Annotated in this window: 20 protein-coding genes and 1 tRNA gene; 1 reads left to right on the top strand and 20 read right to left on the bottom strand. The window is 71.1% G+C overall.

The window, feature by feature from the left end; translation table 11 throughout:
• Positions 1–131: 131 nt before the first annotated feature.
• The 7 genes from rho to LNW71_RS08100 all read right to left on the bottom strand — a co-directional run bounded on the left by rho (position 132) and on the right by LNW71_RS08100 (position 9,419).
• Positions 132–2,213, bottom strand: a complete 2,082-nt coding sequence (gene rho, locus LNW71_RS08070; protein ID WP_250967610.1) for a transcription termination factor Rho — start codon at positions 2,211–2,213, stop codon at positions 132–134.
• A gap of 391 nt (positions 2,214–2,604) precedes the next feature.
• Positions 2,605–3,522 carry a homoserine kinase gene (gene thrB / locus LNW71_RS08075; RefSeq protein ID WP_250967611.1) on the bottom strand — a complete coding sequence of 306 codons (918 nt, stop codon included), beginning with the start codon at positions 3,520–3,522 and terminating at the stop codon, positions 2,605–2,607.
• A gap of 424 nt (positions 3,523–3,946) precedes the next feature.
• Positions 3,947–5,017, bottom strand: a complete 1,071-nt coding sequence (gene thrC / locus LNW71_RS08080; protein WP_250967612.1) for a threonine synthase — start codon at positions 5,015–5,017, stop codon at positions 3,947–3,949.
• 6 nt (positions 5,018–5,023) lie between these two features.
• Positions 5,024–6,325 (bottom strand): homoserine dehydrogenase, encoded by a 1,302-nt coding sequence (locus LNW71_RS08085; RefSeq protein WP_250967613.1) that lies wholly within the window; start codon positions 6,323–6,325, stop codon positions 5,024–5,026.
• 125 nt (positions 6,326–6,450) lie between these two features.
• Positions 6,451–7,842, bottom strand: coding sequence for a diaminopimelate decarboxylase (gene lysA, locus LNW71_RS08090; RefSeq protein ID WP_250967614.1), 1,392 nt, complete (start codon positions 7,840–7,842; stop codon positions 6,451–6,453).
• Between the two features lie 25 nt (positions 7,843–7,867).
• Positions 7,868–8,950 carry an ArgS-related anticodon-binding protein NrtL gene (nrtL, locus tag LNW71_RS08095; RefSeq protein ID WP_250967615.1) on the bottom strand — a complete coding sequence of 361 codons (1,083 nt, stop codon included), beginning with the start codon at positions 8,948–8,950 and terminating at the stop codon, positions 7,868–7,870.
• Positions 8,951–9,005: 55 nt separating this feature from the next.
• Positions 9,006–9,419 (bottom strand): PleD family two-component system response regulator, encoded by a 414-nt coding sequence (locus LNW71_RS08100; RefSeq protein ID WP_250971932.1) that lies wholly within the window; start codon positions 9,417–9,419, stop codon positions 9,006–9,008.
• A 227-nt stretch (positions 9,420–9,646) separates the two neighbouring features.
• Here LNW71_RS08100 and LNW71_RS08105 point away from each other — a divergent pair.
• Positions 9,647–9,718, top strand: a tRNA-Arg gene (locus LNW71_RS08105).
• A 192-nt stretch (positions 9,719–9,910) separates the two neighbouring features.
• Here LNW71_RS08105 and LNW71_RS08110 read toward each other — a convergent pair.
• From LNW71_RS08110 to LNW71_RS08170, 13 genes are all read right to left on the bottom strand, one after another.
• Positions 9,911–10,816, bottom strand: a complete 906-nt coding sequence (locus LNW71_RS08110) for a LysR family transcriptional regulator (RefSeq protein WP_250967616.1) — start codon at positions 10,814–10,816, stop codon at positions 9,911–9,913.
• A gap of 112 nt (positions 10,817–10,928) precedes the next feature.
• A complete protein-coding gene (locus LNW71_RS08115; protein ID WP_250967617.1) occupies positions 10,929–11,960 on the bottom strand; it encodes a LuxR C-terminal-related transcriptional regulator in 1,032 nt (343 codons plus the stop codon).
• A gap of 495 nt (positions 11,961–12,455) precedes the next feature.
• Positions 12,456–13,487, bottom strand: a complete 1,032-nt coding sequence (locus LNW71_RS08120; protein ID WP_250967618.1) for a TauD/TfdA family dioxygenase — start codon at positions 13,485–13,487, stop codon at positions 12,456–12,458.
• A gap of 4 nt (positions 13,488–13,491) precedes the next feature.
• Positions 13,492–14,616 carry an aspartate kinase gene (locus LNW71_RS08125; protein WP_250967619.1) on the bottom strand — a complete coding sequence of 375 codons (1,125 nt, stop codon included), beginning with the start codon at positions 14,614–14,616 and terminating at the stop codon, positions 13,492–13,494.
• Positions 14,613–15,671: an aspartate-semialdehyde dehydrogenase gene (locus LNW71_RS08130; RefSeq protein WP_250967620.1), complete on the bottom strand. Its 1,059-nt coding sequence runs from the start codon at positions 15,669–15,671 to the stop codon at positions 14,613–14,615. Before LNW71_RS08130 ends, LNW71_RS08125 begins: the two co-directional genes overlap by 4 nt.
• 154 nt (positions 15,672–15,825) lie before the next feature.
• Positions 15,826–16,665 (bottom strand): DMT family transporter, encoded by an 840-nt coding sequence (locus LNW71_RS08135; RefSeq protein WP_308294465.1) that lies wholly within the window; start codon positions 16,663–16,665, stop codon positions 15,826–15,828.
• A gap of 159 nt (positions 16,666–16,824) precedes the next feature.
• Positions 16,825–17,706: a transporter substrate-binding domain-containing protein gene (locus LNW71_RS08140; RefSeq protein ID WP_250967621.1), complete on the bottom strand. Its 882-nt coding sequence runs from the start codon at positions 17,704–17,706 to the stop codon at positions 16,825–16,827.
• A gap of 46 nt (positions 17,707–17,752) precedes the next feature.
• Positions 17,753–19,048 (bottom strand): methylaspartate mutase, encoded by a 1,296-nt coding sequence (locus LNW71_RS08145; RefSeq protein WP_250967622.1) that lies wholly within the window; start codon positions 19,046–19,048, stop codon positions 17,753–17,755.
• A complete protein-coding gene (locus LNW71_RS08150) occupies positions 19,045–19,524 on the bottom strand; it encodes a methylmalonyl-CoA mutase (protein ID WP_250967623.1) in 480 nt (159 codons plus the stop codon). Before LNW71_RS08150 ends, LNW71_RS08145 begins: the two co-directional genes overlap by 4 nt.
• A 110-nt stretch (positions 19,525–19,634) precedes the next feature.
• Complete coding sequence (locus tag LNW71_RS08155) at positions 19,635–20,258, bottom strand: hypothetical protein (RefSeq protein ID WP_250967624.1); 624 nt, start codon at positions 20,256–20,258, stop codon at positions 19,635–19,637.
• A 389-nt stretch (positions 20,259–20,647) separates the two neighbouring features.
• Positions 20,648–22,012 carry an acetyl-CoA carboxylase biotin carboxylase subunit gene (gene accC / locus LNW71_RS08160; RefSeq protein ID WP_250967625.1) on the bottom strand — a complete coding sequence of 455 codons (1,365 nt, stop codon included), beginning with the start codon at positions 22,010–22,012 and terminating at the stop codon, positions 20,648–20,650.
• A gap of 37 nt (positions 22,013–22,049) precedes the next feature.
• Complete coding sequence (locus tag LNW71_RS08165) at positions 22,050–22,562, bottom strand: biotin/lipoyl-containing protein (RefSeq protein ID WP_250967626.1); 513 nt, start codon at positions 22,560–22,562, stop codon at positions 22,050–22,052.
• Positions 22,552–24,258 (bottom strand): acetyl-CoA carboxylase carboxyltransferase subunit alpha, encoded by a 1,707-nt coding sequence (locus LNW71_RS08170; RefSeq protein ID WP_250967627.1) that lies wholly within the window; start codon positions 24,256–24,258, stop codon positions 22,552–22,554. Before LNW71_RS08170 ends, LNW71_RS08165 begins: the two co-directional genes overlap by 11 nt.

Here is a 24,258-nt window from a genome sequence, read left to right on the forward strand (position 1 = left end):
GACGGGCGTGTGGTGAAGGTCTCGGGTCGGCAACGGCCGGGGCGGATCGCGTCACACCGGGGGACGACACAGGGCCGCCCCCGGCACCGAAGTGGCGGAGGCGGCCCTGTGCTGCGGGCGAGGGGCTACGACTAGTCGTTGTTGCCCGGGGCCGGCGTCGTCTTCTGGATCTGGAGCAGGAACTCCGCGTTGGACTGGGTCTTCTTCATCCGGTCCAGGAGAAGCTCGATCGCCTGCTGCTGGTCCAGCGCGTGGAGCACCCGGCGCAGCTTCCAGACAATCGCCAACTCGTCGCTGCCGAGCAGGATTTCTTCCTTACGGGTGCTGGACGCGTCGACGTCCACCGCGGGGAAGATGCGCTTGTCGGAGAGCTTACGGTCGAGCTTGAGCTCCATGTTGCCGGTGCCCTTGAACTCCTCGAAGATCACCTCGTCCATGCGCGAGCCGGTCTCGACGAGCGCCGTGGCCAGGATGGTCAGCGAGCCGCCGTCCTCGATGTTGCGCGCGGCACCGAAGAAGCGCTTCGGCGGGTACAGCGCGGTCGAGTCGACACCACCGGACAGGATGCGTCCGGAGGCGGGGGCCGCGAGGTTGTACGCGCGGCCCAGGCGGGTGATCGAGTCCAGCAGGACGACCACGTCGTGGCCCAGCTCCACGAGACGCTTGGCGCGCTCGATGGCCAGTTCGGCGACGGTGGTGTGGTCCTCGGCGGGACGGTCGAAGGTCGAGGAGATGACCTCGCCCTTCACCGACCGCTGCATGTCGGTGACCTCTTCCGGACGCTCGTCGACCAGGACGACCATCAGGTGGCACTCGGGGCTGTTGACCGTGATGGCGTTGGCGATCGCCTGCAGGATCATGGTCTTACCGGTCTTCGGCGGGGCCACGATCAGGCCTCGCTGGCCCTTGCCGATGGGGGCGACCAGGTCGACGATCCGCGTCGTCAGGATGTTGGAGTCGGTCTCCAGACGGAGCCGGTCCTGCGGGTAGAGCGGCGTCAGCTTCTGGAACTCCGGCCGGGCGCGGCCGGTTTCGGGCGCCATGCCGTTGACCGTGTCGAGGCGGACCAGCGCGTTGAACTTCTCGCGGCGCTCGCCGTCCTTGGGCTGGCGCACCGCACCGGTGACGTGGTCACCCTTGCGCAGGCCGTTCTTGCGGACCTGGGCGAGCGAGACGTACACGTCGTTCGGGCCCGGCAGGTAGCCGGAGGTCCGGATGAACGCGTAGTTGTCGAGGATGTCCAGGATGCCGGCGACGGGGATCAGGACGTCGTCGTCGGTGACCGGCGGTGCGTCGCTCGCGAAGTCGTCGCGGCCACGACGGCCACGGCGGTCGCGGTAGCGGCCGCGCCGGCCGCGCCGGCCGCCCTCGTCGTCGAAGCCGTCGTCCTGCGGCCCGCCGCCACCCTGCTGGCCCTGGTTCTGGCCCTGGCCCTGGTTCTGACCCTGGCCCTGGCCCTGCCCCTGCCCCTGGCGCTGCTGGCGCTGGCCGCCCTGGCCGCCGCCCTGCTCGTCGCCGCCCTTGCCGCGGCGGTCGCGCTGGCGCTCGCGGCGGTCGCCGCGGTCACCGCGGTCGCCACGCTCGCCGCGCTGACCGCGGTCCTGGCGGTCGCCCCGGCGGCCCTCGGCGTTGTCCGCGGCGGCTTCGGCCTTGGCCTCGGAGCGGTCCTCGGCGGGTGCCTCGTGCTTCGGCTCGTCCTGCGCCCGGTCCTTGGACGGCGCCTTGGCGTCGGCCTTGGTGTCCGGGCTGCCCGCCTGAGCGGTCGCGCGGCGCCGGCGGCGCTCGCCCGCGGGCTGCTCGTCGTTGGCCGGCTGACCGGGGATGTCGATCTGCTGCTGGGCCGCGGCCTTGTCGGCGGGCGCGGCGGCCGGGGTCTCGTCCCCGGCGCCCGTGCGCGCCTTGGAGGTGGCCCGGCGCTTCGGCTTGCTCTCGGCCTCGGCGGGGGCCGCGGCAGCGGCCTTGGCCTTGGGCGCGGAGGAGCCGGCCTGGGCCTCCTTGATGACCTCGATCAGCTGGCTCTTGCGCATCCGCGCAGTGCCCTTGATCCCGAGGCCGGACGCGACCTGCTGCAGCTCGGCCAGGACCATGCCGTCAAGGCCGGTGCCGGAGCGGCGGCGCCGTGCGGTGGTGCCAGTGGCAGCACCTTCGGCAGGCGCGGCGCTGTCGACGCTCTTGTCGGCAGTCACGCCCATCAGATCGGTGGTGTCGCTCACGAAGGGTCCTTCCCTGGAGCGGACGTCGGCCTTCTGGCTCGGCGACCGGTTGTGCTGTCCGACTGCGGTCTTTGGTTGTGCGGACCGTGCCGGGGCGGTGGTCCGCCGGAGAGGTACGGCGGAGAGATGAACGTGTGCATGGGCCCGGCGCGAGCATCCCCCTGCTCGGCCCACTCCTGGACGAGCGAGAGGGTGTCGTGCCGGTTCCGGAGCGTGCTCGAAACTGCTCAGGCAGGCTGCTCAGGCAGTTGGGGAGGCTCCCGGAAGAAAAGGTGGTCCCGGAAAGGGACACGAAGCAACGCGCCTCATAGACGTCGATTGCAGACTTGAGGTTAACACTACCGGCTCCAACAAACATTCCCCCTCTCACTCACCGGCAATCACTTCTCGGCTACGGGGCGAGCGGCAGCACGCTCGCACCCGGGACGTCGAGAGTGAGCCGGTTGGCCGCCCATCCCTCGCCCGCCAGCCGTGCGACCTTGTCGGCCGCACCGTCCCCGGCCAGCGCCAGCACGGTCGGCCCGGCACCGGAGATGACTGCGGGGACGCCGTCGGCGCGCAGTCGGTTCACGAGTTCCACGCTCTGCGGCATCGCCGGGGAGCGGTATTCCTGGTGCAGCCGGTCCTCGGTGGCCGTGAGCAGCAGCTCGGGGCGCCTGGTCAGAGCCTCGACGAGGAGGGCGGCACGGCCCGCGTTGAAGGCGGCGTCGACGTGCGGAACGGTACGGGGCAGCAGGCCGCGGGCGGTCTCGGTGAGAACCGGCTTGCCGGGGACGAAAACCACCGGAACGATGGAATCAGCGGGATCCATCCTGATGGCGCGCGCCGATCCGCCGTCCATCCAGGCCAGCGTGAACCCGCCGAGCAGACAGGCGGCGACGTTGTCCGGGTGGCCCTCGATCTCGGTGGCGAGTTCCAGCAGGGCCGCGTCGTCGAGCCGGGCGTCTCCGCCGGTCGTCACGGCGCGGGCGGCGACGATGCCGGCGCAGATCGCGGCGGAGGACGAGCCGAGGCCGCGGCCGTGCGGGATGCGGTTGGCGCAGACGATCTCCAGGCCGCGGGGCTGTCCGCCGAGCAGGTCGAAGGCCGTGCGCAGGGACCGTACGAGCAGGTGGCTCTCGTCGCGGGGCAGCGTGTCCGCGCCCTCACCGGCGATGTCGATGTGCAGCCCGGCGTCGGCGACGCGGACGACGACGTCGTCGTACAGGCCCAGCGACAGGCCGAGGGCGTCGAAGCCGGGGCCCAGGTTGGCGCTGGTTGCCGGCACGCGCACCCGGACGGCGGCGGCTCGGAAGGCGGGACCGGCCATCGCTCTGACGACTCTCCTTGTGAGGCGGCGGGGAATTCGAGGAGCCGCGAGATATTTGGGGTCTCTTTGCGGCTCTTCGGGCTCTTCGGGTTTTTCGGGGCCTACGGGTTCTCGGGGATTCCTCGGGGCGATTGCGGCGGCGGGTATTGCGCGGGCCCGGGAATGCACCGACGGCCGCAACGTCCCGGACACCCCGGCGTGCGCGGCGGGGTGGGTTGGGTACAGCTTATCGAAGGAAGGTTCTGTGGCGACACAGGGCGCACAGGAGGCGCACGATGCGTGTCGCACGCCGCCGGTGCGCTCTCCGCCTCGGAAAAGGGCGATTGGCCCTTCTTCCTGACGAATCCACCGCGGCGGTCGCGACACCCGGGCCCGATGTGCGCATCAGGTCCGGAGCGGCGTCGCGACCGCCGCGGGGTGTGTCCTACGCGAGGCCCAGCTTCTGGGCGGCGGTGACCGCGTCGACCGGGACCGTGACCGGCTGCGGGGCACCCGCGACGGCCCAGTCCGGGTCCTTGAGGCCGTTGCCGGTGACCGTGCAGACGATCCGCTGGCCCGGGTCGACCTTGCCCTCTTCGGCGGCCTTGAGCAGGCCCGCGACGGAGGCGGCCGACGCGGGCTCCACGAAGACACCCTCCTGGGATGCCAACAGCCGGTAGGCGGACAGGATCTGCCGGTCCGTCACCTCGTCGATGAAGCCGCCCGACTCGTCCCGTGCGGCGAGCGCGTACTGCCACGAAGCGGGGTTGCCGATCCGGATGGCGGTGGCGATGGTCGACGGGTCCTTGACGATCTCGCCACGCACGATGGGCGCGGAACCGGAGGCCTGGAAGCCCCACATCCGCGGGGTGTGCCCGGCGATCGCGTCCTTGGCGTACTCCGTGTACCCCTTCCAGTACGCGGTGATGTTGCCCGCGTTGCCGACCGGGAGTACGTGGATGTCGGGGGCGTCGCCGAGCGCGTCGACAATCTCGAACGCGGCGGTCTTCTGGCCCTCGATGCGGACCGGGTTGACCGAATTGACCAGCGCCACGGGGTAGTTGTCCGAGAGCGAGCGGGCCAGTGTCAGGCAGTCGTCGAAGTTGCCGTCGACCTGGAGGATCTTCGCGCCGTGCACGAGCGCCTGGCCCATCTTGCCGAGCGCGATCTTGCCCTGCGGCACGAGGACGGCGCAGACCATTCCGGCCCGCACCGCGTACGCGGCGGCGGAGGCGGAGGTGTTGCCGGTGGAGGCGCAGATGACGGCCTGCGCGCCCTCCTCCTTGGCCCGGGTGATCGCCATCGTCATTCCGCGGTCCTTGAAGGATCCGGTGGGGTTGGCGCCCTCGACCTTGAGGTGCACCTCGCAGCCCGTGCGCTCGGAGAGGACCTGAGCGGGGACGAGCGGCGTGCCGCCCTCACGGAGCGTGACGACAGGCGTCGTGCTCGTGACCGGAAGACGGTCCCGGTACTCCTCGATGATGCCGCGCCACTGGTGGGTGCCCTTGGTGGTCATGGGTCCTTACTCCCCTTCAACACGCATGATGCTGGCGACACCACGTACGGTGTCGAGCTTGCGCAGCGCCTCGACGGTCCTGGAAAGGGCGGCGTCGGGCGCGCGGTGGGTGACGACGACGAGCGAAGCCTCGCCGCTCTTGTCCTGTCGGCCTTTCTGACGGACCGTATCGATGGATACGCCCTGTTCGGCGAAGACCGTCGCGACCTGGGCGAGTACGCCAGGCTTGTCGGCCACGTCGAGACTGATGTGGTACCGCGTGACGACGTCGCCCATGGGGCTCACCGGCAGACGCGTGTACGCGGACTCGCCGGGCCCGGGGGCCTCGTTGAGCCGGTTGCGGCAGACCGCGACGAGGTCGCCGAGGACCGCGGAGGCGGTCGGTGCGCCGCCGGCGCCGGGGCCGTAGAACATCAGCTGCCCGGCGGCCTCGGCCTCGACGAACACCGCGTTGTACGCCTCGCGGACGGAGGCCAGCGGGTGGCTGAGCGGGATCATCGCGGGGTGCACGCGGGCCGTGACCGACTGCCCGTCGGCGGCGCGCTCGCAGATGGCGAGGAGCTTGACCGTGCAGCCCATCCGGCGGGCGGAGGCGATGTCGGCGGCGGTGACCTCGGTGATGCCCTCGCGGTGCACGTCGCCGATCCTCACCCGGGTGTGGAAGGCGATTCCGGCGAGGATCGCGGCCTTGGCGGCCGCGTCGAAGCCCTCGACGTCGGCGGTCGGGTCGGCCTCGGCGTACCCGAGCGCGGTGGCCTCGTCCAGCGCCTCGGAGTATCCGGCGCCGCTGGTGTCCATCTTGTCGAGGATGAAGTTCGTGGTGCCGTTGACGATGCCCAGGACCCGGTTGACCTTGTCCCCCGCGAGGGACTCGCGCAGCGGCCGGACGAGCGGGATGGCGCCGGCCACGGCGGCCTCGTAGTAGAGGTCACGGCCGTGCTTCTCGGCGTCGGCGTGCAGCGCCGCGCCGTCCTCGGCGAGCAGCGCCTTGTTGGCGGAGACGACGCTCGCGCCGTGCTCGAAGGCGGTCCTGATGAGCGTGCGGGCGGGCTCGATGCCACCGATGACCTCGATGACGACGTCGATGTCGCCCCGTTTGACCAGGGCGGTCGCGTCGGTGGTGATCAGTGCGGGGTCGATGCCCTCGCGCACCTTGGAGGGCCGGCGCACGGCGACACCGGCGAGCTCCACCGGCGCGCCGATGCGCGCGGCGAGGTCGTCGGCGTGCGTCGTCATGATGCGCGCCACCTCTGAGCCGACCACTCCACAGCCCAGCAGCGCCACCTTCAGCGGACGCGTACGCATCATCCGACCTCGTTTCCTTTACATCTGATGTATGGACCAGTCTCACTCACCGGACGGGTGTTCCTGCCACCCGTCCGGATCCTGAGATGTTTACGGGGGACCGGGAGTGCCCCCCGGGAAATACGGCATCAGCCGACGTCGAGACGCAGGAGATCTTCCTCCGTCTCACGCCGGACGATGACCCGCGCCTCGCCGTCACGCACGGCGACGACGGGCGGGCGCAGGGCGTGGTTGTAGTTGCTCGCCATGGAGCGGCAGTACGCGCCGGTGGCGGGGACCGCGATCAGGTCGCCGGGGGCCAGGTCGGAAGGCAGAAAGGCATCCTTGACCACGATGTCGCCGCTCTCGCAGTGCTTGCCGACCACCCGGACGAGCATCGGCTCGGCGTCGGAGGTGCGCGAGACGAGCGCGACGCTGTACTCGGCGTCGTACAGCGCGGTGCGGATGTTGTCGGACATGCCGCCGTCGACGCTGACGTAGGTGCGCAGCCCCTCCAGGGGCTTGATCGTGCCGACCTCGTAGAGCGTGAAGGCGGTCGGTCCGACGATGGCGCGGCCCGGCTCGACGGAGATCCGGGGGGTGGCGAGGCCGGCGGACTCGCACTCGCGGGTCACGATGTCGCCGAGCGCCTTGGCGATCTCGTGCGGCTCGCGCGGGTCGTCCTCGGAGGTGTACGCGATGCCGAGGCCGCCGCCGAGGTCGATCTCGGGCAGCTCGACGCCGTGCTCGTCGCGTACCTCGGCGAGCAGCTGCACCACGCGCCGGGCGGAGACCTCGAAGCCGGCCATGTCGAAGATCTGCGAGCCGATGTGCGAGTGGATGCCGATGAGTTCGAGGCCGTCGAGGGTGAGTGCCCGCCGAACCGCCTCCGCGGCCAGTCCGCCGGCCAGCGCGATGCCGAACTTCTGGTCCTCGTGCGCGGTGGCGATGAACTCGTGGGTGTGCGCCTCGACGCCGACGGTCACCCGGATCTGTACAGGCTGGCGCCGGCCGAGCCGCTGCGCGATGTGCGAGACCCGGACGATCTCCTGGAAGGAGTCGAGCACGATCCGTCCGACACCGGCCGAGACGGCCCGCTCGATCTCCTCGACCGTCTTGTTGTTGCCGTGGAAGGCGATGCGCTCGGCGGGCATCCCCGCGTCCAGGGCGGTGGTCAGCTCGCCGCCGGAGCAGACGTCGAGGTTGAGCCCCTCCTCCTTCAGCCAGCGCACGACCGCGCGGGAGAGGAAGGCCTTGCCGGCGTAGAAGACGTCCGCGCCCGGCCCGAACGCATCGGACCAGGCGCGGCAGCGGGCCCGGAAGTCGGCTTCGTCGAGGAAGTAGGCCGGGGTGCCGAACTCCTCGGCCAGCCGGGCGACTTCGATCCCGCCGACGGTCAGTGCACCGTGCTCGTCCCGGGTGACGGTACGGGCCCAGACCTTCTCGTCGAGGATGTTGAGGTCCTCTGCCGGGGCGCTGTAGTGACCCTCCGACATGACGTCGGCGTGGCGGGGTCCGGCGGGGTGTGCGGATCGGCTCATCGTGTTGCTCTGCTCTCTCGGTCTCTCAGAGGTGTGGGGGCGCTTCGATGCCGAGCAGGGACAGGCCGCCTGCGAGCACCGTCCCGGCGGCTTCGGCAAGGGCGAGCCGGGTGCGGTGGGCGGCCGAGGGTTTCTCGTCCCCGACGGGGAGCGGCGACGCCGCGTCGTGGAAGTCGAAGAACGCCTGTGCGAGGGCTTCGAGGTGGCGGGCGACCCGGTCGGGCGCGCGGCGGCGCGCGGCGGCGGCGAGGACGGCGGGGTGGTCGGCGAGGAGCGCGAGCAGCGTGAGCGCCGTGGCCTCCTCGACGGGCTCGACCTCCTCGTCCCGGGCGACGGTGATCCCGAGCAGCGCCGCGCCGCGGCCGAGCGCGCGGGTGCGGGAGTGGGCGTAGCGGACCAGGAACAGCGGATTGGCCTCGCCCTGGACGAGGAGCTCGTCCCCGAGGGGGGCGCGGTCGTGTCCGGCGGGCCGGAGCAGCCCCCAGCGGGTGGCGTCGGGTCCGAGCCGGCCGAGCAGCTGGGCGGCGGTGGCGCCGGCCGGGACCGGCCGTATCTCCGTCAGGGGCACGGGGGGCCGCCCGTGGGCATCGACGGTGACTCCCAGCCGTGCCCAGTCCGGGTCGGGCTCCTCGTCGCAGCTGACGCGCACGAGCGCGCCCTGCGCACGGACGAGCCGGCCCACCGCGTGGGCGGTGACCGCGGCCCGGACCTCGCGGGCGTGGCTGAACTGCAGCAGGTCCCCGGCGCGTGCGTCGCCGTGTCCGTACCGCGGTCCCTGTTGCCGCACCCGGTGCAGGAGCGCGCGCTGCGCGGCGGCGTCGAAGGAGGCGTCGAGTGTGAAGTTCAGGAATCCGGGTCCGGTGATCTCGACCCGTCCGATCCCGGGCGCCCCGGCCATCCGCTCGCGCAGGATCTCGGCCACCCGCCGTGCGGGCAGCGCGGCGGGTCCGGCCAGCTGGAGGGCGACGGCGCAGGCGTAGTCGCCGCGGCCGCCGGGCCGGGTCCTCTCCACTCGCACGCGCGCGGGCACGGGCGCGCGCAAGGCGTCCTCGTCGACCGCACGGCGCACGGCGTGCAGCACGGTCGTGGAGAGATCGACGGGGGTCACGGCACCAGCGTATGGGAGGGAGGGGGGCGTTTCGCGAACCGGTTTCGCCATCCGGTCAGCCGGCGGCGCTCTCCGCCCGCCCGGCACCGCGTCCGCCGTCCAGCACCGGCGGCCGCCCGCACTCCATCAACTGCCGCACGACGCGCACCAGCTCGCTCGGCTCGAAGGGCTTGGCGAGGAAGGCGTCGACCCCTGCCGCGACACCGTTGTCCACCTCGTACGGCGTGCAGGCGCTGATGACCGCCACGGGCAGATGGCGGGTCCGTGGGTCGGCGCGCAGCCTGGTGGCTGTCTGCAGGCCGTCCAGTCGGGGCATCACGACATCGAGCGTGATCACGTCGGGACTGAAGCGATGCACGAGATCCAGACACTCGACACCATCGGCCGCGGTCACGACCTCGAACCCCTCAAGCTCGAGATTGACCCTGATCAACTGCCGGATGACCTTGTTGTCGTCGACAACAAGCACGCGGCCGAGCGCCCCTGACACACTTCGAGAGTAGGCGGGCGGAGTGTCTGCGTCCGGGTTTTGCCCACTTCCGTCCCCGGAGGGATGGCGGTACAGGTTGGCCGGATGTGCGTGCGACCGGCCCGGCAGGGCCTGTGCCACCCCGGCGGCGGCGCGGAAATACCTGTTCACAGCCACCCCGGTGAAGCTGGTAGTGTTTCACCCGTCGCAGAACAACACAGCGATACGCCCCCGTAGCTCAGGGGATAGAGCATCGGCCTCCGGAGCCGGGTGCGCAGGTTCGAATCCTGCCGGGGGCACCTTGCAAAAGGTGCCGAATAGGCCCTCTGATCAGGCATTGCGCCAGGTCGGAGGGCCTCTTTCATGTGCGGGCGCGGGTCCGCGGCGGGACGCGCCCAAGGCCGCCGGCCGCCGGCCGCCGGGGCGGCGGCGCACCCTCCCGCAGCCGGTGCCCGTGCGGCGTCGCAGTCGGCCGGGGTCCGCGGGCGCGCTCAGACCAGCGCGCCCGAGTACTCCTCCGCGAGGAAGCGGATGGTCTGGTCGACGAAGACCCGCATCTCCCTGGAGAGGTTCTTGCCGCGTCGCCAGGCGATCTGGGTGTGCACCTCGAACGGGATGCTCCAGGGGAGGCTGACCAGCGTGCCGGCCTCCAGGGCGTCCGCCACGGTGGCGGTCGGCAGCAGGCTGATGCCCAGGCCCGCGGCGACGCCGCGCTTGATGGACTCGATCGTGCCGAACTCCAGGAAGGGCAGCGGTTCCCCGGTGCCGTCGTTGAGTTCCGCCTCGAACAACTCCCGGTAGGCGCAACCCGCTTCGGCGGAGACGACCTGGGTCTGGCGGAGAGCGTCGGTGGTGACCTTCTCGACCCGGGTCAGCGGGTGGCCGGGGGCCGAGATCACCGTGAGCGGTTCCGAACCGAGCACCTCGGTCTGCACGCCGGCGTGCTGGGTCTCGGCCTCCATCAGGAAGCCCATGTCGAACATGCCCTGGCGCAGCGCGTGGCAGGTCTCGGCGCACAGGCTGGGGCGCAGCACTATCTGCAGAGCCGGATATCGGTGATGGAAGAACTCCAGCAGCGGGGGCATCCGGTAGGAGGTGATGCTCTCCATCGAGCCGATCGTGAGGGCGCCGGAGGGCTCCTGCGACGCCCTCGTCGCGCCGCGCGCCTCGCCCGCAAGGGTGACCATCTGTTCCGCGTACGGCAGGAGCCGCTGGCCGGCCTCGGTGAGCTGGATCCGGCCCCCGAGGCGGTCGAAGAGATCCACCCCGAGGGACAGTTCCAGGGACTTGATCTGGGCGGTGACACTGGACTGCGCGTACTTCAGTTCGGATGCGGCCCGAGTGAAGCTGAGCAGCGTCGCGACCTTGTGGAACGTGACCAGCTGGCGGATGTCCATAGCCCCTCCTGGGTTCGGCTGACGCCGTACTCAATACTCCTTTCCCAGGAAATCAAGCCGGGCCGGGCAAGGCCAGAACATGGGGGTGTCTGATCCAGGACACCGGCCGTCATCATTCGGACACGTCGATGCCGGCGAATACCGGGAGTTCTGCTTGGTCGTCGGGAATCAGTCCCTGACGACCGATCAGTAATCCGGCCTGGAACCGACTGGTCGCGCCGATTTCCTCCATGATTGCAGAAATGTGACGACGGCAGGTCCTGGTCGCCATACCGAGACGTCTGGCGATCACCTCGTCCTTCACACCCATGGCCATCAGCCGAAGAATTGACATTCGAAGATCCTCGGCGACCTGTTGGTATTCAATGGTCCGCCCCACGTCGAACGGCTGGCTTCCCTGCCATACGGACTCGAATGAGCGGCAGAGGTACGCGACGAGCGTGGGGTCCGAGACAATGGCCGCACCGGGCGGTTCTTTTCCGGTGCGTTCCTTGGGTATGAACGCCAGTTTTCGGTCGTAGATGATGAGGCGTTCGGCGAGTTCCTCGGCGGTGCGGACCTCCGCGCCCTCCTCGCAGATCTGCCGCACGTAGGTACGCGTGGCGAGGCTGGAGCGGGCGGTGTGCTGGTAGAGCGTGCGGATGCGGATGCCGCGCCGCCGCATCTCCAGGGTCTGCATCAGGTCCTGTTCCAGCATCTCGGCGCTGCGGCCGCCGCCCGGCTGAAGGCTGATCCGCTCCTCGGTGCACCGGCGGCGGGCCAGGTCGATCTCACGGCGCACCTCTTCGAAGTCGTCCAGCACCCGGATCGGCGGCAGATCGTCGGTGGCCGACCGTTCGTGGGAGCGGTAGACCTCCGCCAGGACCCTCAACTGCCGGTGGATGCCGGCGATCTGCTGGCGCCGCTGCGCGATCGACACCTCCAGCGGCGTGACCAGTTCGGCCTCGGCCACGTCGGGGTTGAGCGGCACCATGGTGGGGCCGGACCCCACCGGGCCGAGCAGCCGCAGCTCATGCAGGGTTTCCCGGGCCTGCGCGATCAGCTCGACGCCGACACCCAGCCCGGCCGCGATCTCCTCGTCGTCGAAGACCCCCTTGCGCAAGGCCCACGCGTAGGCGTCCACGGCCACGCCGTCCAGCAGCAAACGCTCCCCCATTGCCCCTCCCCCACCGCATCGGCACTTCTGCCTGTCCACTTGCTGCCGGTCCATCCTAGGACAGTTCCTGCCACTCGAAGTGGATCTCCATAAATGGCACGGTTCTCTTGCGGCCAGAAAATACATCAGCCAACCAGCCCAGGGGGATACGCAATGATGAACACCCGTCATTCAGTTGTCCGGAGCATCCCGGTGATCGCACTGGCCTTCGGAGTTCTCTACTCCGCCACGCCCTCGACACCGACCGCTTCCAGCCACGAAACCGCACAAATAAACACGGTGGCCGATGACAAATGGGACAACATACCGACGGACCATATTTCATCGTTCAACAGAGAAATCTCTTGAGCTCAATCGCGTATACCCCGGAAGGGCACACCATGACAGCGACTCGCCCCACGGACCCGACCCGCTGCCCGGCAGAGGGCTTCGACACCCTGCACTGGCCGTGAAACAGCGGAACCATTGTCTCCGCTCTCCTCGTCAGTAGTGAACTCGCCGGTCCGCGGGGGTCACCCGGTAGCGGATGTTCCACAGGCTCCGGCGCACGTAGGCGCGTTGCAGCCAGCGATCCCGGCCGTCGTGCCGGGCCACGAACTCCGATCGTGCGTGCACTCCCTTGCGGTTGTTGATCAGAAGCGCCTGCCCCGGCTCCAGGCACACCGTGTGCGCCACCGCCCGGCACGCGTCCTGCAACTGCCCGAAGGCCGTCACGGCCCCCCTCGTCAGGGGATGCACGCCATTGGCCGAAATCGTGATCTCCGGATACTCCGCCGCCCCGCTGATGATCGGCACGGGATCGGACAGCACCTGTCCACCGCCCGCGGCACTTCGGGTGTAGCTGCCCGGCGCGTCGAGCCGGAACAGCGGACTGCGCAGCACCTCCAGCGCCTGCTCCGTCAGCTGCCCGCAGATGTCGCGGGCGTCCGCGTAATGCGTGGCGGCCGCTCCCGAGCGGTCGCCACGCAGGCAGTTGAGCACCAGGAAGTCCGGGTTGGCGATGTCGTAGCGCCCGGTCGAGTCGTAGGTGATGTCGCTGTGGAAGTTGAGGAAGACCGCCGAACCCTGGTTGGTCTGGGTCCTCTCGCCCCCGCGCACCGGGACGACGTCGTGGACGATCCGGCCGTCCTTCTCGGTGAGGACGCCGATGGGCTCACCGATCAGGCCGGCCAGTCCCAGCAGGACGCCCTCGGCGACGAAACCCCGCTTGCCACGGCCGGGACCGCCGTCCGCCGGGGTGGGCGGCAGGGTCTCGTCGACCGGGAGATTGTGTACGAAGACGCCGCCCGGCGTGTCGATGTGCCGGCCGAAGTCCAGTACCTGCTGCAGCAGTTCCAGCGGAAGGGCCGCGAAGACCCGGTGGTAGCGGGTCATGGCCCGGTCGATGTCCGCCACCGGGTCCGGCAGCAGGGCCAGTTCGGCGCCGATCGCGTCGCGCACCGCGTCAGGGAGCACCAGCTCCCCGAAAGTGGGCGCCGTACGCCGGTCCGCTGCCTGGAGGATTTCAGTACTCACTCGTTCACACTCCTGCGAGACGGGACTGGGGACCATGGCCGGCGAACGGGAAGTCCATCCGGTCATGGAGTCGTTGCGCGAGATGCAGTGCGTCCTCCCCGCTCTCGGCGATGTGTGCGGTGACCTTGCTGCCGTGCACCTCGGCGACCGGGACTCCCAGGTACCGCCCCGGCTCGATGCCGTGCGCGCGCTGCACGGTGTCCACGTCGACGTAGCCGCCGACCACCGCGACCCACGGCCCGCCCGTCTGGCGCACCGTCTCGATCCCCGCCTGGTGGAAGGCGTGGTGCGCGGCGTCGGCCCGGGCGTCGTCGGCGTAACCCAGCACCGAGGAGCGCTGGTTGAAGATCACCGCAGACATCTGGTCGCCGCCGGTGCCGATCCTGGTGCCCACGGTGTACGGGGACCGGTTGTAGCGCAGCACGATCTCGATGCGGTGGCGCAGGGCGAGTTGCACGGCGCGGCGGTGCAGCACCTTCGCCCCGTGCAGGGACATCAGGGCGGCCATGTTGTACGAGACGTGCGGCAGCAGCCGGGCCCCGGTGACCAGGTGCGGATCGGACGTGTAGATGCCGTCGACGTCCGAGTGGATCTCGCAGGTGTCGCTGCGGACCGCCGCGGCGACCGCGAGCGCGGACAGGTCCGAGCTGTTCTTGCCGAGCCAGGTCGGCCGCCCCTGGCCGTCCGCCGCCTGGCCGCCCGGCACCACCACGACCTCGTGCTGCTCCAGCGCCCTGCGCAACGGGCCGGGGTCCGTGCCGGTCACCCGGGCCCAGAGGAAGGAGGAGTTGGTGGTCAGCCCGATCTGGTGGCCGGCCAGCACCGTCGCGCTGCGGCCGGCGCGGTGCAGGGCGGTGGCCAGCAGATGGGCGCTGACCAGGTCGCCGGTGGTGAGCAGGCCGGCCGCGGTGGCGTCCTGGGGGTGCGGGTTGACCTCGTGCAGGCGCTCGCGCAACCCCTCCGTCTCCCCCCGCATCGCGCTGACCACGACCACCAGCGGGCGGCCCTCGGCCCGGATCCGGGTGTCGAGCCCGGCCGCCAGGTCCTGGTAGGCGGCGTGGGAACGGAAGGTGGAACCGCCGAACTTCAGCACGGCGGGGCGGTTGCTCGCGCTCGTCCGGGCCCTCATCGGGTGCCTCCGGCCAGGAAGCCGCGATCCAGCACGTACTCGGCGATCTGCATGGCGTTCAGGGCGGCGCCCACCCGGAGGTTGTCCGACACCAGCCACATCCAGAAGCCCCGTGGATTGTGCGGGGCCACCCGCACCCGGCCGACGTGCACGTGATCGGGATGCCCCGCGGTGAGCGGGGTGGGGAAGGCAGCCCGGTCCTCCGCGTCGTGCACGGTGACCTCGGGCAGTGCGCTCAGCAGCGTGATCAGGTCGTCGCGGGCCACCGGGGAACCCGCCTCGACCCAGACCGACTCGGCATGGCAGTTGACCACCGGGACGCGCACGCAGGTGGCGGTGAGGTCCAGGTGCGGAAGCCCGAGGATCTTGCGGGATTCCTGGAGCATCTTCTGCTCCTCCAGGGTGAACCCGCTGTCCAGCAGCCTGTCGATGAAGGGGACGACGTTGAAGGCGAGCGCCGGCTTGAAGCGCTCCGCGGGAAGGTCGGCGTCCGGGTCGCGCAGTGCGACCTCGCTGCCTTCGAGCAGCTCCTCGATGCCGTGGTGGCCCTCGCCCGAGGCGGCCTGGTAGGTGCTCGTCACCACCTGCCGGATGCCCCAGCGCCGCTCGATCGTCTGCAGCACCCGTGTCAGGGGAATGGTCGAGCAGTTGGGGTTCGCGATCACGCCGCTGACCGGACGGGTCTCCAGCACATGGCCGTTGACCTGCGGCACGACGAGCGGTGTCTTGGGGTCCATCCGGAAGGCGTTGGTGTTGTCGATCACCACCGCTCCCTGTGCGGCCGCGGTCCCCGCCCACTCCTCGCTCACCGAGGTACCGGCCGAGAAGAAGGCGATGTCGGCGCGGCCGAAGTCGAACTCCTCCAGCGCCTGGACCGGGTAGGAGCGGCCGTCGACGGCGAGCCGCCGGCCGGCGCTGCGCGTCGAGGCGACGAGGTGGATCTCGCGGTAGGCCAGTGCCCGTTCCTCGATCAGTTCGATGAGGGTGCTGCCCACGGCTCCCGTCGCACCGACGACGGCGATGCGAGGGGCGGTGGGGTCGGTGACGAGAGTCATCAGGGTTCTCCGATCCGGAGGGGCACGGTTGCGGGTGCGTGGGCCGGTCCTGCGGGTTCGTGGCCCGGCAGGCCGGGGCGGGGGTGCCCGCCGTCGGGTCCGCGGGGTGGTCTCCACCGGCGTCGCGGCGGGCGCGGGCCGGGGCCGCGGGCCGTCATCGCCGCACCTCTTGGCCGGCCGGGGCGGGAGCCGGGGCCGGGGTGTGCCGCTCCGGCGCGGGCCGCCGGCCCCCGGGCAGCAGCCGCAGACCGAGGTTGACCCCGAGCCCGGCTGCGACGATCAACGGCACCCCGAGCATCTGCAGCGGCCCGATGCGGTGCCCGTACACGGCGAAGTCGACGAGGATCGCGACGGCCGGGTAGACGAACGAGAGCACGGCGATCCGGTCGGTGGTCAGCTTCTGGTACGAGGAGTACAGGAGGATGTACATCACGCAGGTGTGGATCACCCCGAGGCCCACCAGCCAGCCCCAGCGGGCGTCGAGCCCCGCGGTGTCACCGAGCCGGGTGAAGGGCAGCAGCAGGACGATGCCCACCAGCACCTGGATCAGCGCGGTGAGTTCGGGGCGGATCGTCAGGTACTTGGCGATGACCGTGGCGAACGCGTAGAGGAGCGCGGCCAGCAGCGCCTGGCCGACGCCCAGCAGGTATCCGCTCCCGCCGGTCAGGTCGGCCGTCGAGACGTCCGCCACCAGCAGCACTCCGACGAAGGCCACCACGATCCAGCCGACGCGGTACCGGTCGAGCCCGGTCCGGAAGAACGGCACGCCCAGCAGCACCACGTAGAAGGGCTGGGTGTGGTAGACGACGGTGGCGACGGAGATCGACGTCCGGCCGTACGCGCTGAACAGCAGCACCCAGTTGAAGACGATGAACACCCCGCCCAGCGCGGCGAGCGCGAGCGTGCGCCGGGTCAGCCCCGTGTTCCTGAGGTAGCCACGGAACAGGCAGTACCCGGTCAGCGCCAGCGCACCGAAGACGCAGCGGAAGAACACCACGTTGAACGAGGAGGCCCCGACTCCAGGACGAAGACTCCCAGCGTTCCGGAGAGCCCCATGGCGGCGACGAGCTCAAGGGCGCCCCTGCGCGTGCGGGTTGTGGACATGGTGTCGGTGGTCATGCGCCTCGTGGCTCCTTCCTCTGTGGACGGTGGTTCAGTTCAGGGGAACGGCGTAGTGGAGCCCGCCTCGTGTCCAGAGTTCGTTGGGGCCGCGGGGCACGTCGAGCCCGGACGCCGCGCCCAGATTGCGTTCGTAGACGTCCGCGTAGGTGCCGACGGCGGCCAGCACCCGGGCCGCCCAGCCCTCGTCGACCCCGGCCGCCGGGCCGTGCGGCCCCGCCAGGTCGGCGGCGGCGCCGCGGTCCGCGCCCGACGCCTCCGCGTGTTCGGCGCAGATCAGCAGCTGGAGCACCCAGCGGACCAGCCGGAACCACTGCGGATCGCTCTCCCGGACGGCGGCGGCCATGGGCTCGCGCGAGATCGCGGCGGGCAGGATGCGGTGGGCCGCCGGGTGGGGCAGACCGGCCCGGATCCCGGCGAGCGCGGTGCGGTCCAGCACGTACGCGGCGCAGTCGCCGGCGGCGTACGCGGCCACGGCACCGGCGGGGTCCGGAAAGCCGACCGGTTCGACTGTCAGGCCGCGGGCGCCGTACCAGGCCTCCAGGTTGACCGGGGTGGTGCAGCCGGTGTGGACGGCGAGGCGCCGCCCCGCCAGGTCCGCGGGGTCCTCGATGCCGTCCGCGGTGCGGACGAGGAAGCCCTCGCCGTCGTAGCAGGTGATCCCGGCGAAGAGCACGGGGTGGGCGGCCTCGCGGCCCATGGTCCAGGTCAGGTTGCACACCGTCAGGTCGGTCTCGTCGGCGGCGAGTACGGCCAGTCTTGCGGTGGCGGGCACCGGTTGCCAGTCGACCGCCTCCGGGTCGGCGAGCACCGCCGCGGCCACCGCGCGGGCGATGTCGGCGTCCAGCCCGCTCCAGCGGCCGTCGGTCCCGCGCAGCGACAGTCCCCGGATGCCCTGCGACACCGCGACGCGCACGGCCCCCTGGCCCGCACGGCTTCCAGGGTGGCCCCGGCCCGGGCGGTCATGAGGCACCGGCCAGCAGCGAACCCGTCCGCTCCTCGCGGTCGAAGCGTCGCTCGTTGTGCGACAGCATCCGGGTCAGGGACCGGGCGTCGACTTCGGCGGCGGGCCACGCCGGGTCACCGGCGTCCGCGGTCCGCACGGGCATGGCGCCCGCCCGGGACCAGCTCAGCATGGCGTGCCGGTCGATGGTGCCGCGGGAGCGGTTGGCGTTGTCCGGGTGCAGGCAGTACGGGAGGTCGAGCCGGCCCTGCGCGAAGGCGGCGACGAGCGAGGATCCGACCGTGTCGCCGAGCTCCAGGGCCGCGTCGACGAGGGTGCGGGCTTCCTCGTACAGACCGGTCTCGGTGGGCCGGACCCCGTCGGGGGCGTCAGCGGCGGCCTCCGCCACCGTGTGGGAGAACTCCAGGGCCGCCACGTTCTCCTCGATCGTGGGGATGCGGTGCGCCTCGGCCGGGGTCTTGACGACGAGCCGCTGGGCGCCGCCGTGCACGGCGAGCCGGACACTGCTCTCCAGCAGCCGGTAACTGCCGATCGGCGTACGCGGGAAGACTCCCATGTAGGTGTAGAGGACGATGTGCCGGTCGGTGCCCGCGAGCCGTTCTGCCGCGAGCCGCTGCAGGGCCGCCAGCGCCTCCAGGTCCTGGCCCTGGTGGACCTGCTGGGCGTAGCTGAGCGAGATGCCGGTCAGGCCGTGCTCCCGGAAGAACATGCCCTCCAGCACACTCAGCGCCACCAGCAGCGAGGGCGGGCACAGCTGCCCCAGCATGCAGCCGCCGAAGGTCTCCAGGTGCATCGGCACCGGCTGTGCGGCCAGGAGTTCCACCGCGGTCCCCCACTCCCGGACGGCCTCGGCGAGCGGGGTGCGGCTGTAGGGCAGGCAGTAGGAGACCGGCCCGCCCTCGGTGGCGTCCACCCCGGCCTCCGCCAGGAAGCGGAAGATCCGCAGCGGTCGCGCGGTGCCGTGCCGGACCTGGACCGGGAAGTCCTGCGAAGCGGTCTCCCCCAGCAACGCCCGCACGGCGATGGACCCGTGGGCCAGCAGCGGGAAGCCGTTCAGGTCGCGAGGGCGCTCGCGCAGGGTGCGGCGGGCCGCGGCGAAGTCGTGGCAGCGGGTGTAGCTGTCCAGCGTGACGGTGCCCGCGGTGGTGGCGCGCGCCTCGCGCACGGCGGCAAGACCGGCCCGCATCCGGTCGAGTTCGCCGAAGCCCATGCGCGGCTGCACGACCAGTCGGCCGGCTGCTGCGCTGCGGCGCACGAAGGCGGAGAAGCGGTCGGTGCGCCGGCCCTCGTTCACGCGGCCTCCTCGCCCGCGGCACCGGCCCCGGGCACGACCGAGCGGGTGTCGAGGCCGTGCACGAAGGCCTCGAAGCGTTCGAGGGTGCCGGCCTCGCCGTCGTCGAAGACGGCGTCGTAGCCGGCGGCGGTGAGGCGGTCGCCGAAGCGAACGTTGTCACGGCCGTGGATGCCGAGCTTGCCGCCGATGACCGCCGGCAGTCCTCCCAGCCCGGGTACGGCGCGCAGGGCCCTGATCAGCCGCATGCCGTCCAGCTGCCCGTGCCCGTTGACGGAGCTGATGACGAGCAGGTCGGGCCGCTGGGTGCGGCAGGCGTCGATGATCAGCGCGTCGGGCGCCAGACTGCCCAGGTTCGCCACCTCGTGCCCTCGGCCCTCCAGGAGGAGCTGCAGGAAGACGAGGTTCCACGTGTGCGCGTCGGAGGATACGCCAGAAACGATGATGCGTTTCCCGCGGACAGCGGCGATTCCATTCATGGATTTCCTCGGCAGAAATGTGGTGTGGGCTGTGGAAATCATCCGTGTCGCATCACCGAGTGGTCCAGTCCGAAGGGTTGGAGATAGCCGAACGCGGCAATCGGGATTGTCTATCCCGTACTGTCCGGATCGTCGCCGGACCCGAACAGGTCCAGCCGGGCGGCGGCCATGCCCAACTGGAAGCGGGTCTCGACGTCGAGCTTCTCGCACATCCCGGCGAGATAGCGGCGGAGCGTCCGCGTGGAGATGCCCAGGCGCCGCGACATGAATTCATCGGACCGGGCACGCTCCAGATGGCGCAGGATGGCCAGCTCGATGTCCTCGAACACGTCGGCGCCGTAGCCCGCCCCGCCGACCGGCTTCGCATGGTCCCAGATGTGCTCGAATATCAATTCCAGGAAGGCCACCATGGCCGGATCCCGGAACAGTGCGCCGCCGCCCTTTCCCGTCGGCACGAGGGCGTAGGTGCTGTCGAGCAGGATCATCCGTCCCGGGATGACCACAGCCGTACGCACCTGGGCGCCCAGATCGCCCAGGTGTGTCACGTGTGCCAGCGCCTCCCGCTGGCGGCGCGCGGTGTGCGGCACCACGGTCCGGTAGCGGACACCGCGGTCGAGCAGGTCGCGGTCGAGGTCGAGCGCGGCCCGCAGGGTCTGCGCGTTGCCCAGGGTCGGGTGTGCGGTGAGCACACTGTGCTGGACGCGCAGCGACAGGTCGGCCAGCCGCTCACGCACGGCCTCCCCGTCGCTGAGCAGCTCCGTGGTGGTGCCGGCCAGCCGCCGCCGCTGGTGCTCCTCGTACAGGGGCCGAGCGGGCGCAGGTCACGCTGGGTGGTGTCGATGCGCCGCATCAGCCGGTGCACCTCGACCTGCAGGGTCGCGGTGAGTTCGGCCGCCGCCAGGCTCGGCGAGACGGCCTCGTACCGCCACGGCCCGTCCTCCTGGAGCAGACGGTGTGCCATCAGCCGCCGGACGGACTCGTCGAACAGCTCCGTTCCCGGGCCGAGTCGGCCCGTCTGCTCCAGGGCGTCGGCCGGCGCCTCCAGCAGACGGCGGTACACGTCGATGTCCTGCGGTCTGAGTTCGTCTTCCGACACGTCTGGTCCCCCGTGTTCGTGCTCGGCTCACAGTGCGAAGCACCGCTCCAGGAAGTCGGTCGACACGTCGCCCCGGATGAACTCGGGGTGCGCGAGGATCTCCTGGTGCATCGGGATCGTGGTGTGCATGCCGGGGCCGGCGACCTCGAACTCGGACAGCGCCCGCTGGGTGCGCTCGATGCAGCTGCCCCGGTCCGGCCCCCAGACGATGAGCTTGCCGATCATCGAGTCGTAGTACGGGCTGACCCTGGCGCCGGGCACGTAGTCCGTGTCGACGCGGACCCAGGGGCCGCCGGGGACGCGGTAGGTCTCCAGCGTTCCGGGGGTGGGGGCGAAGGCACGGGCCGGGTCCTCGGCGTTGATGCGGCACTCGATGGCGTGCCCGCGGATCTCGATGTCCTCCTGCTTGACGGAGAGCGGGCTGCCGGACGCCACCCGCAGCTGCTCGCTCACCAGGTCGACCCCGGTGACGAGCTCGGTGACCGGGTGCTCCACCTGGATGCGGGCGTTCATCTCCATGAACCAGAACGCGTCCTCGTCCGCGTCCGGCCCGGTCTCCAGGAGGAACTCGACGGTTCCCGCCCCGCGGTAGCCCACCGCGCGGGACCCGGCGAGCGCCGCTTCGCCGAGCCGGGCGCGCAGCTCGGGCGAGACGGCGGCGGACGGCGACTCCTCGATGAGCTTCTGGTGGCGCCGTTGCACGGAGCAGTCGCGTTCGCCGAGGTGGACGGCGCCGTCGAAGTCGTCGCAGACCACCTGGATCTCGATGTGCCGGGTCTTCTCCAGGTAGCGCTCCATGTAGACGGCGCTGTTGCGGAAGACGGCCTGGGCGCTCGCCCGGGTGGAGACGTAGGCGTCGCGCAGGTCCTGCGGACGGCGCACGACGGTGATGCCGCGGCCGCCCCCGCCTGCCGCGGCCTTGATGATCACCGGGTAGCCGATCTCCGCGGCCACGGCCTCGGCGGCCTCCACCGAGTCGACCGGTTCGACGGTGCCGGGCAGCAGCGGAAGGCCGGCCTCCGTCATCAGCCGGCGGGCGGTGGCCTTGTCGCCGACGTTCTCCATCACCTCCGGGGGCGGGCCGATGAAGGTGATGCCGTCGTCGGCGCATATCTCGGCGAAGTACGGGTCCTCGGAGAGGAATCCGTAGCCGGGGTGGATGGCCTGGGCCCCGGTCCTGACGGCGGCGCCGATGATGTTGGGGATGTGCAGATAGCTGCGGGCGGGCGCGCCGGGGCCGATGTGCACGGCCTCGTCCGCGGCCTTGACGAACTGGGCGTCGGCGTCGGGGGTGGAGTACACCGCCACCGTGCGCACTCCCAGGTCGCGGCAGGTGCGGATGATCCGCAGCGCGATCTCGCCGCGGTTGGCGATGAGTACCTTGTCGAACACGTCTCGGTCCTCCTGTGTGGGTCCGTGTCTCGGACGCTCAGTCGACGGGAACGAGATCGAAGAGCGGCTGGGCGTACTCGACGACCTCACCGTCCTGGGCGTGGATCGCGTGGACCCGGCCCTTGACCTCGGCGGTGATGGAGTTGAGCAGCTTCATCGCCTCGATGATGGCCAGTTGCCGGCCGGGCTCGACGATGTCGCCGACCTTCACGAACGCCTCCGAGCCGGGCGAGGACGCCTGGTAGAAGGTGCCGACCAGCGGGGCGGTGACCGTCACCAGGCCGGCGGGCGGTGCGTCCTGCGCGGGTGCTTCGGGGGCGGCCGGGGCCACGGCGGCGGGTGCGGCCACGGCCGGTGCGGCCGCCACGAGCGGAACGGCGACGGGTGCGGCGGCCGGGGCGTTGTCCCACTCGACGTCCACGCTGATCCCGCCGGCCCGCAGGGTGATCCTCCGCAGCGTGCCGGGCAGTTCGTCGGCGAGCAGGCGGGTCTGGGCCCGCAGCTCCTCGACGGACATGGCCTCGGCGGCGGGCTTCGTCTCAGTGCTCATCACTCTTCTCCCAGTCGACTGTCGGCTGCCGTTCGGGATCTCCGAAGCGGTCGAACCTGTCCCGGCGGATCTCGACGAGGCGGTCGCCCGCCAGTTCGAGCAGCGGGGCCATGGTCCGCACGAGGGCTGTTCTCACGTTGAGTGCCGTGGGGTACGGAGCGGTGTGCGCCCCGTCCACGGGCTCCGGCACGATGGCGTCCACCACGCCGAGGCGCAGCAGGTCGGACGCGGTCAGCCGGAGGGCGTCCGCGGCCCGGCCGGCCTGTTCGGCGGTGCCGAAGAGGATGGTCGAGCAGCCCTCGGGGCTGATCACCGAGTAGTAGGCGTTCTGGAGCATCAGCACCGAGTTGGCGACGCCGAGTGCGAGCGCGCCGCCGCTGCCGCCCTCGCCCGTGACGATGGAGACCACCGGCACCCGCACCCGGGAGAGTTCCAGGATGCATTCGGCGATGGCCAGGCTCTGGCCGCGTTCCTCCGCGCCGATGCCTGGGAAGGCGCCCGGGGTGTCGATGAACGCCACGATGGGCAGGCCGAACCGGTCCGCCATCCGCATCAGGCGGAGCGCCTTGCGGTACCCCTCCGGGTTGGGCATGCCGAAGTTGCTGCGGACCAGTTCGGCGGTGTCGTGGCCCTTCTGATGACCGAGCACCACCACGCTCTGGCCGCCGATCCGGGCGATGCCGCCGGTCAGCGCGCGGTCGTCGGCGAAGGCCCGGTCGCCGTGCAGGCTGACGAAGTCGTCGAAGACGTAGCCGATGTACTCCTGGACGGTGGGCCGCTGGATGTTACGGGCCAGCGCCACGGTCTCGCGGGTGCTGCGCACCGCCGGGAACGGCTCGGTGAGCGGGGCCGATCCGGTCCCCTCGGGCAGTTCGGGTACGGAGGGGCCGAGCAGGGTCAGCAGCCGGGCCAGGTACTCGCGCTGGTTCTCGCGGGGCACGACCGCGTCGATCATGCCGTGCTCCAGCAGGAACTCGGCGCTCTGGAAGCCGGCCGGCAGCTCCTCCCGGATGGTGTTGCGGATGACCTGCGGTCCGGCGAAGCCGATCAGGCTGCCGGGCTCGGCCAGGATGACGTCGCCCAGCATCGCGAAGGACGCGCTGGCGCCGCCGAAGGTGGGGTCGGTGTTGAGGTTGATCACCGGCAGCGCCGCCTCGCGCAGCGCGGCGATCCACTGCGAGGTCTTGGCCATCTGCATCAGGGACAGCGCGCCCTCCTGCATGCGGGCGCCGCCGGAGGCGGCGATCAGCAGCAGCGGGAGCCGTTCGCCCAGCGCGTGGCGGGCCGCGGCGGCGATGCCCTCGCCGACCACCGATCCCATGCTGCCGCCCATGAAGGTGAAGTCGAGGACGGCGACCACCAGGGGGCAGCCCTCGATCGTCATCCGGCCGCACAGGAGCGCGTCGTTGCGTCCGGTCCTGGCCTGCGCGTCGCGGAGCCGGTCCGGGTAGGGCTTGCTGTCGGTGAAGCCGAGCAGGTCACGCGGCCGGTAGTCGTCGGGCAGCGGCTCGAAGCTGCCGGGATCGGCGAGCTGGTCGATCCGCACCTGTGCGGGGATCCGGAAGTGGAACTGGCACTCCGGGCACACCTTGCGGTTGCGGTCCAGCCGCTTGCCGTAGACGAACGCTCCGCACGCCCCGCACTTGCGCCACTGGACGTCCTGCCCGGCCCGCACCGGTCCTTGTTGTTGCGCCAT

Source organism: Streptomyces sp. RKAG290, from assembly GCF_023701695.1.
Lineage (GTDB): Bacteria > Actinomycetota > Actinomycetes > Streptomycetales > Streptomycetaceae > Streptomyces.

Excerpts from the sequence above, each read along its gene's own strand:
- thrB (WP_250967611.1), bottom strand. The coding sequence starts at position 3,522 with ATGGCCGGTCCCGCCTTCCGAGCCGCCGCCGTCCGGGTGCGCGTGCCG.
- thrC (WP_250967612.1), bottom strand. The coding sequence starts at position 5,017 with ATGACCACCAAGGGCACCCACCAGTGGCGCGGCATCATCGAGGAGTAC.
- LNW71_RS08085 (WP_250967613.1), bottom strand. The coding sequence starts at position 6,325 with ATGATGCGTACGCGTCCGCTGAAGGTGGCGCTGCTGGGCTGTGGAGTG.
- lysA (WP_250967614.1), bottom strand. The coding sequence starts at position 7,842 with ATGAGCCGATCCGCACACCCCGCCGGACCCCGCCACGCCGACGTCATG.
- LNW71_RS08110 (WP_250967616.1), bottom strand. The coding sequence starts at position 10,816 with ATGGACATCCGCCAGCTGGTCACGTTCCACAAGGTCGCGACGCTGCTC.
- LNW71_RS08125 (WP_250967619.1), bottom strand. The coding sequence starts at position 14,616 with ATGAGGGCCCGGACGAGCGCGAGCAACCGCCCCGCCGTGCTGAAGTTC.
- LNW71_RS08130 (WP_250967620.1), bottom strand. The coding sequence starts at position 15,671 with ATGACTCTCGTCACCGACCCCACCGCCCCTCGCATCGCCGTCGTCGGT.
- LNW71_RS08150 (WP_250967623.1), bottom strand. The coding sequence starts at position 19,524 with ATGAATGGAATCGCCGCTGTCCGCGGGAAACGCATCATCGTTTCTGGC.
- LNW71_RS08165 (WP_250967626.1), bottom strand. The coding sequence starts at position 22,562 with ATGAGCACTGAGACGAAGCCCGCCGCCGAGGCCATGTCCGTCGAGGAG.
- LNW71_RS08170 (WP_250967627.1), bottom strand. The coding sequence starts at position 24,258 with ATGGCGCAACAACAAGGACCGGTGCGGGCCGGGCAGGACGTCCAGTGG.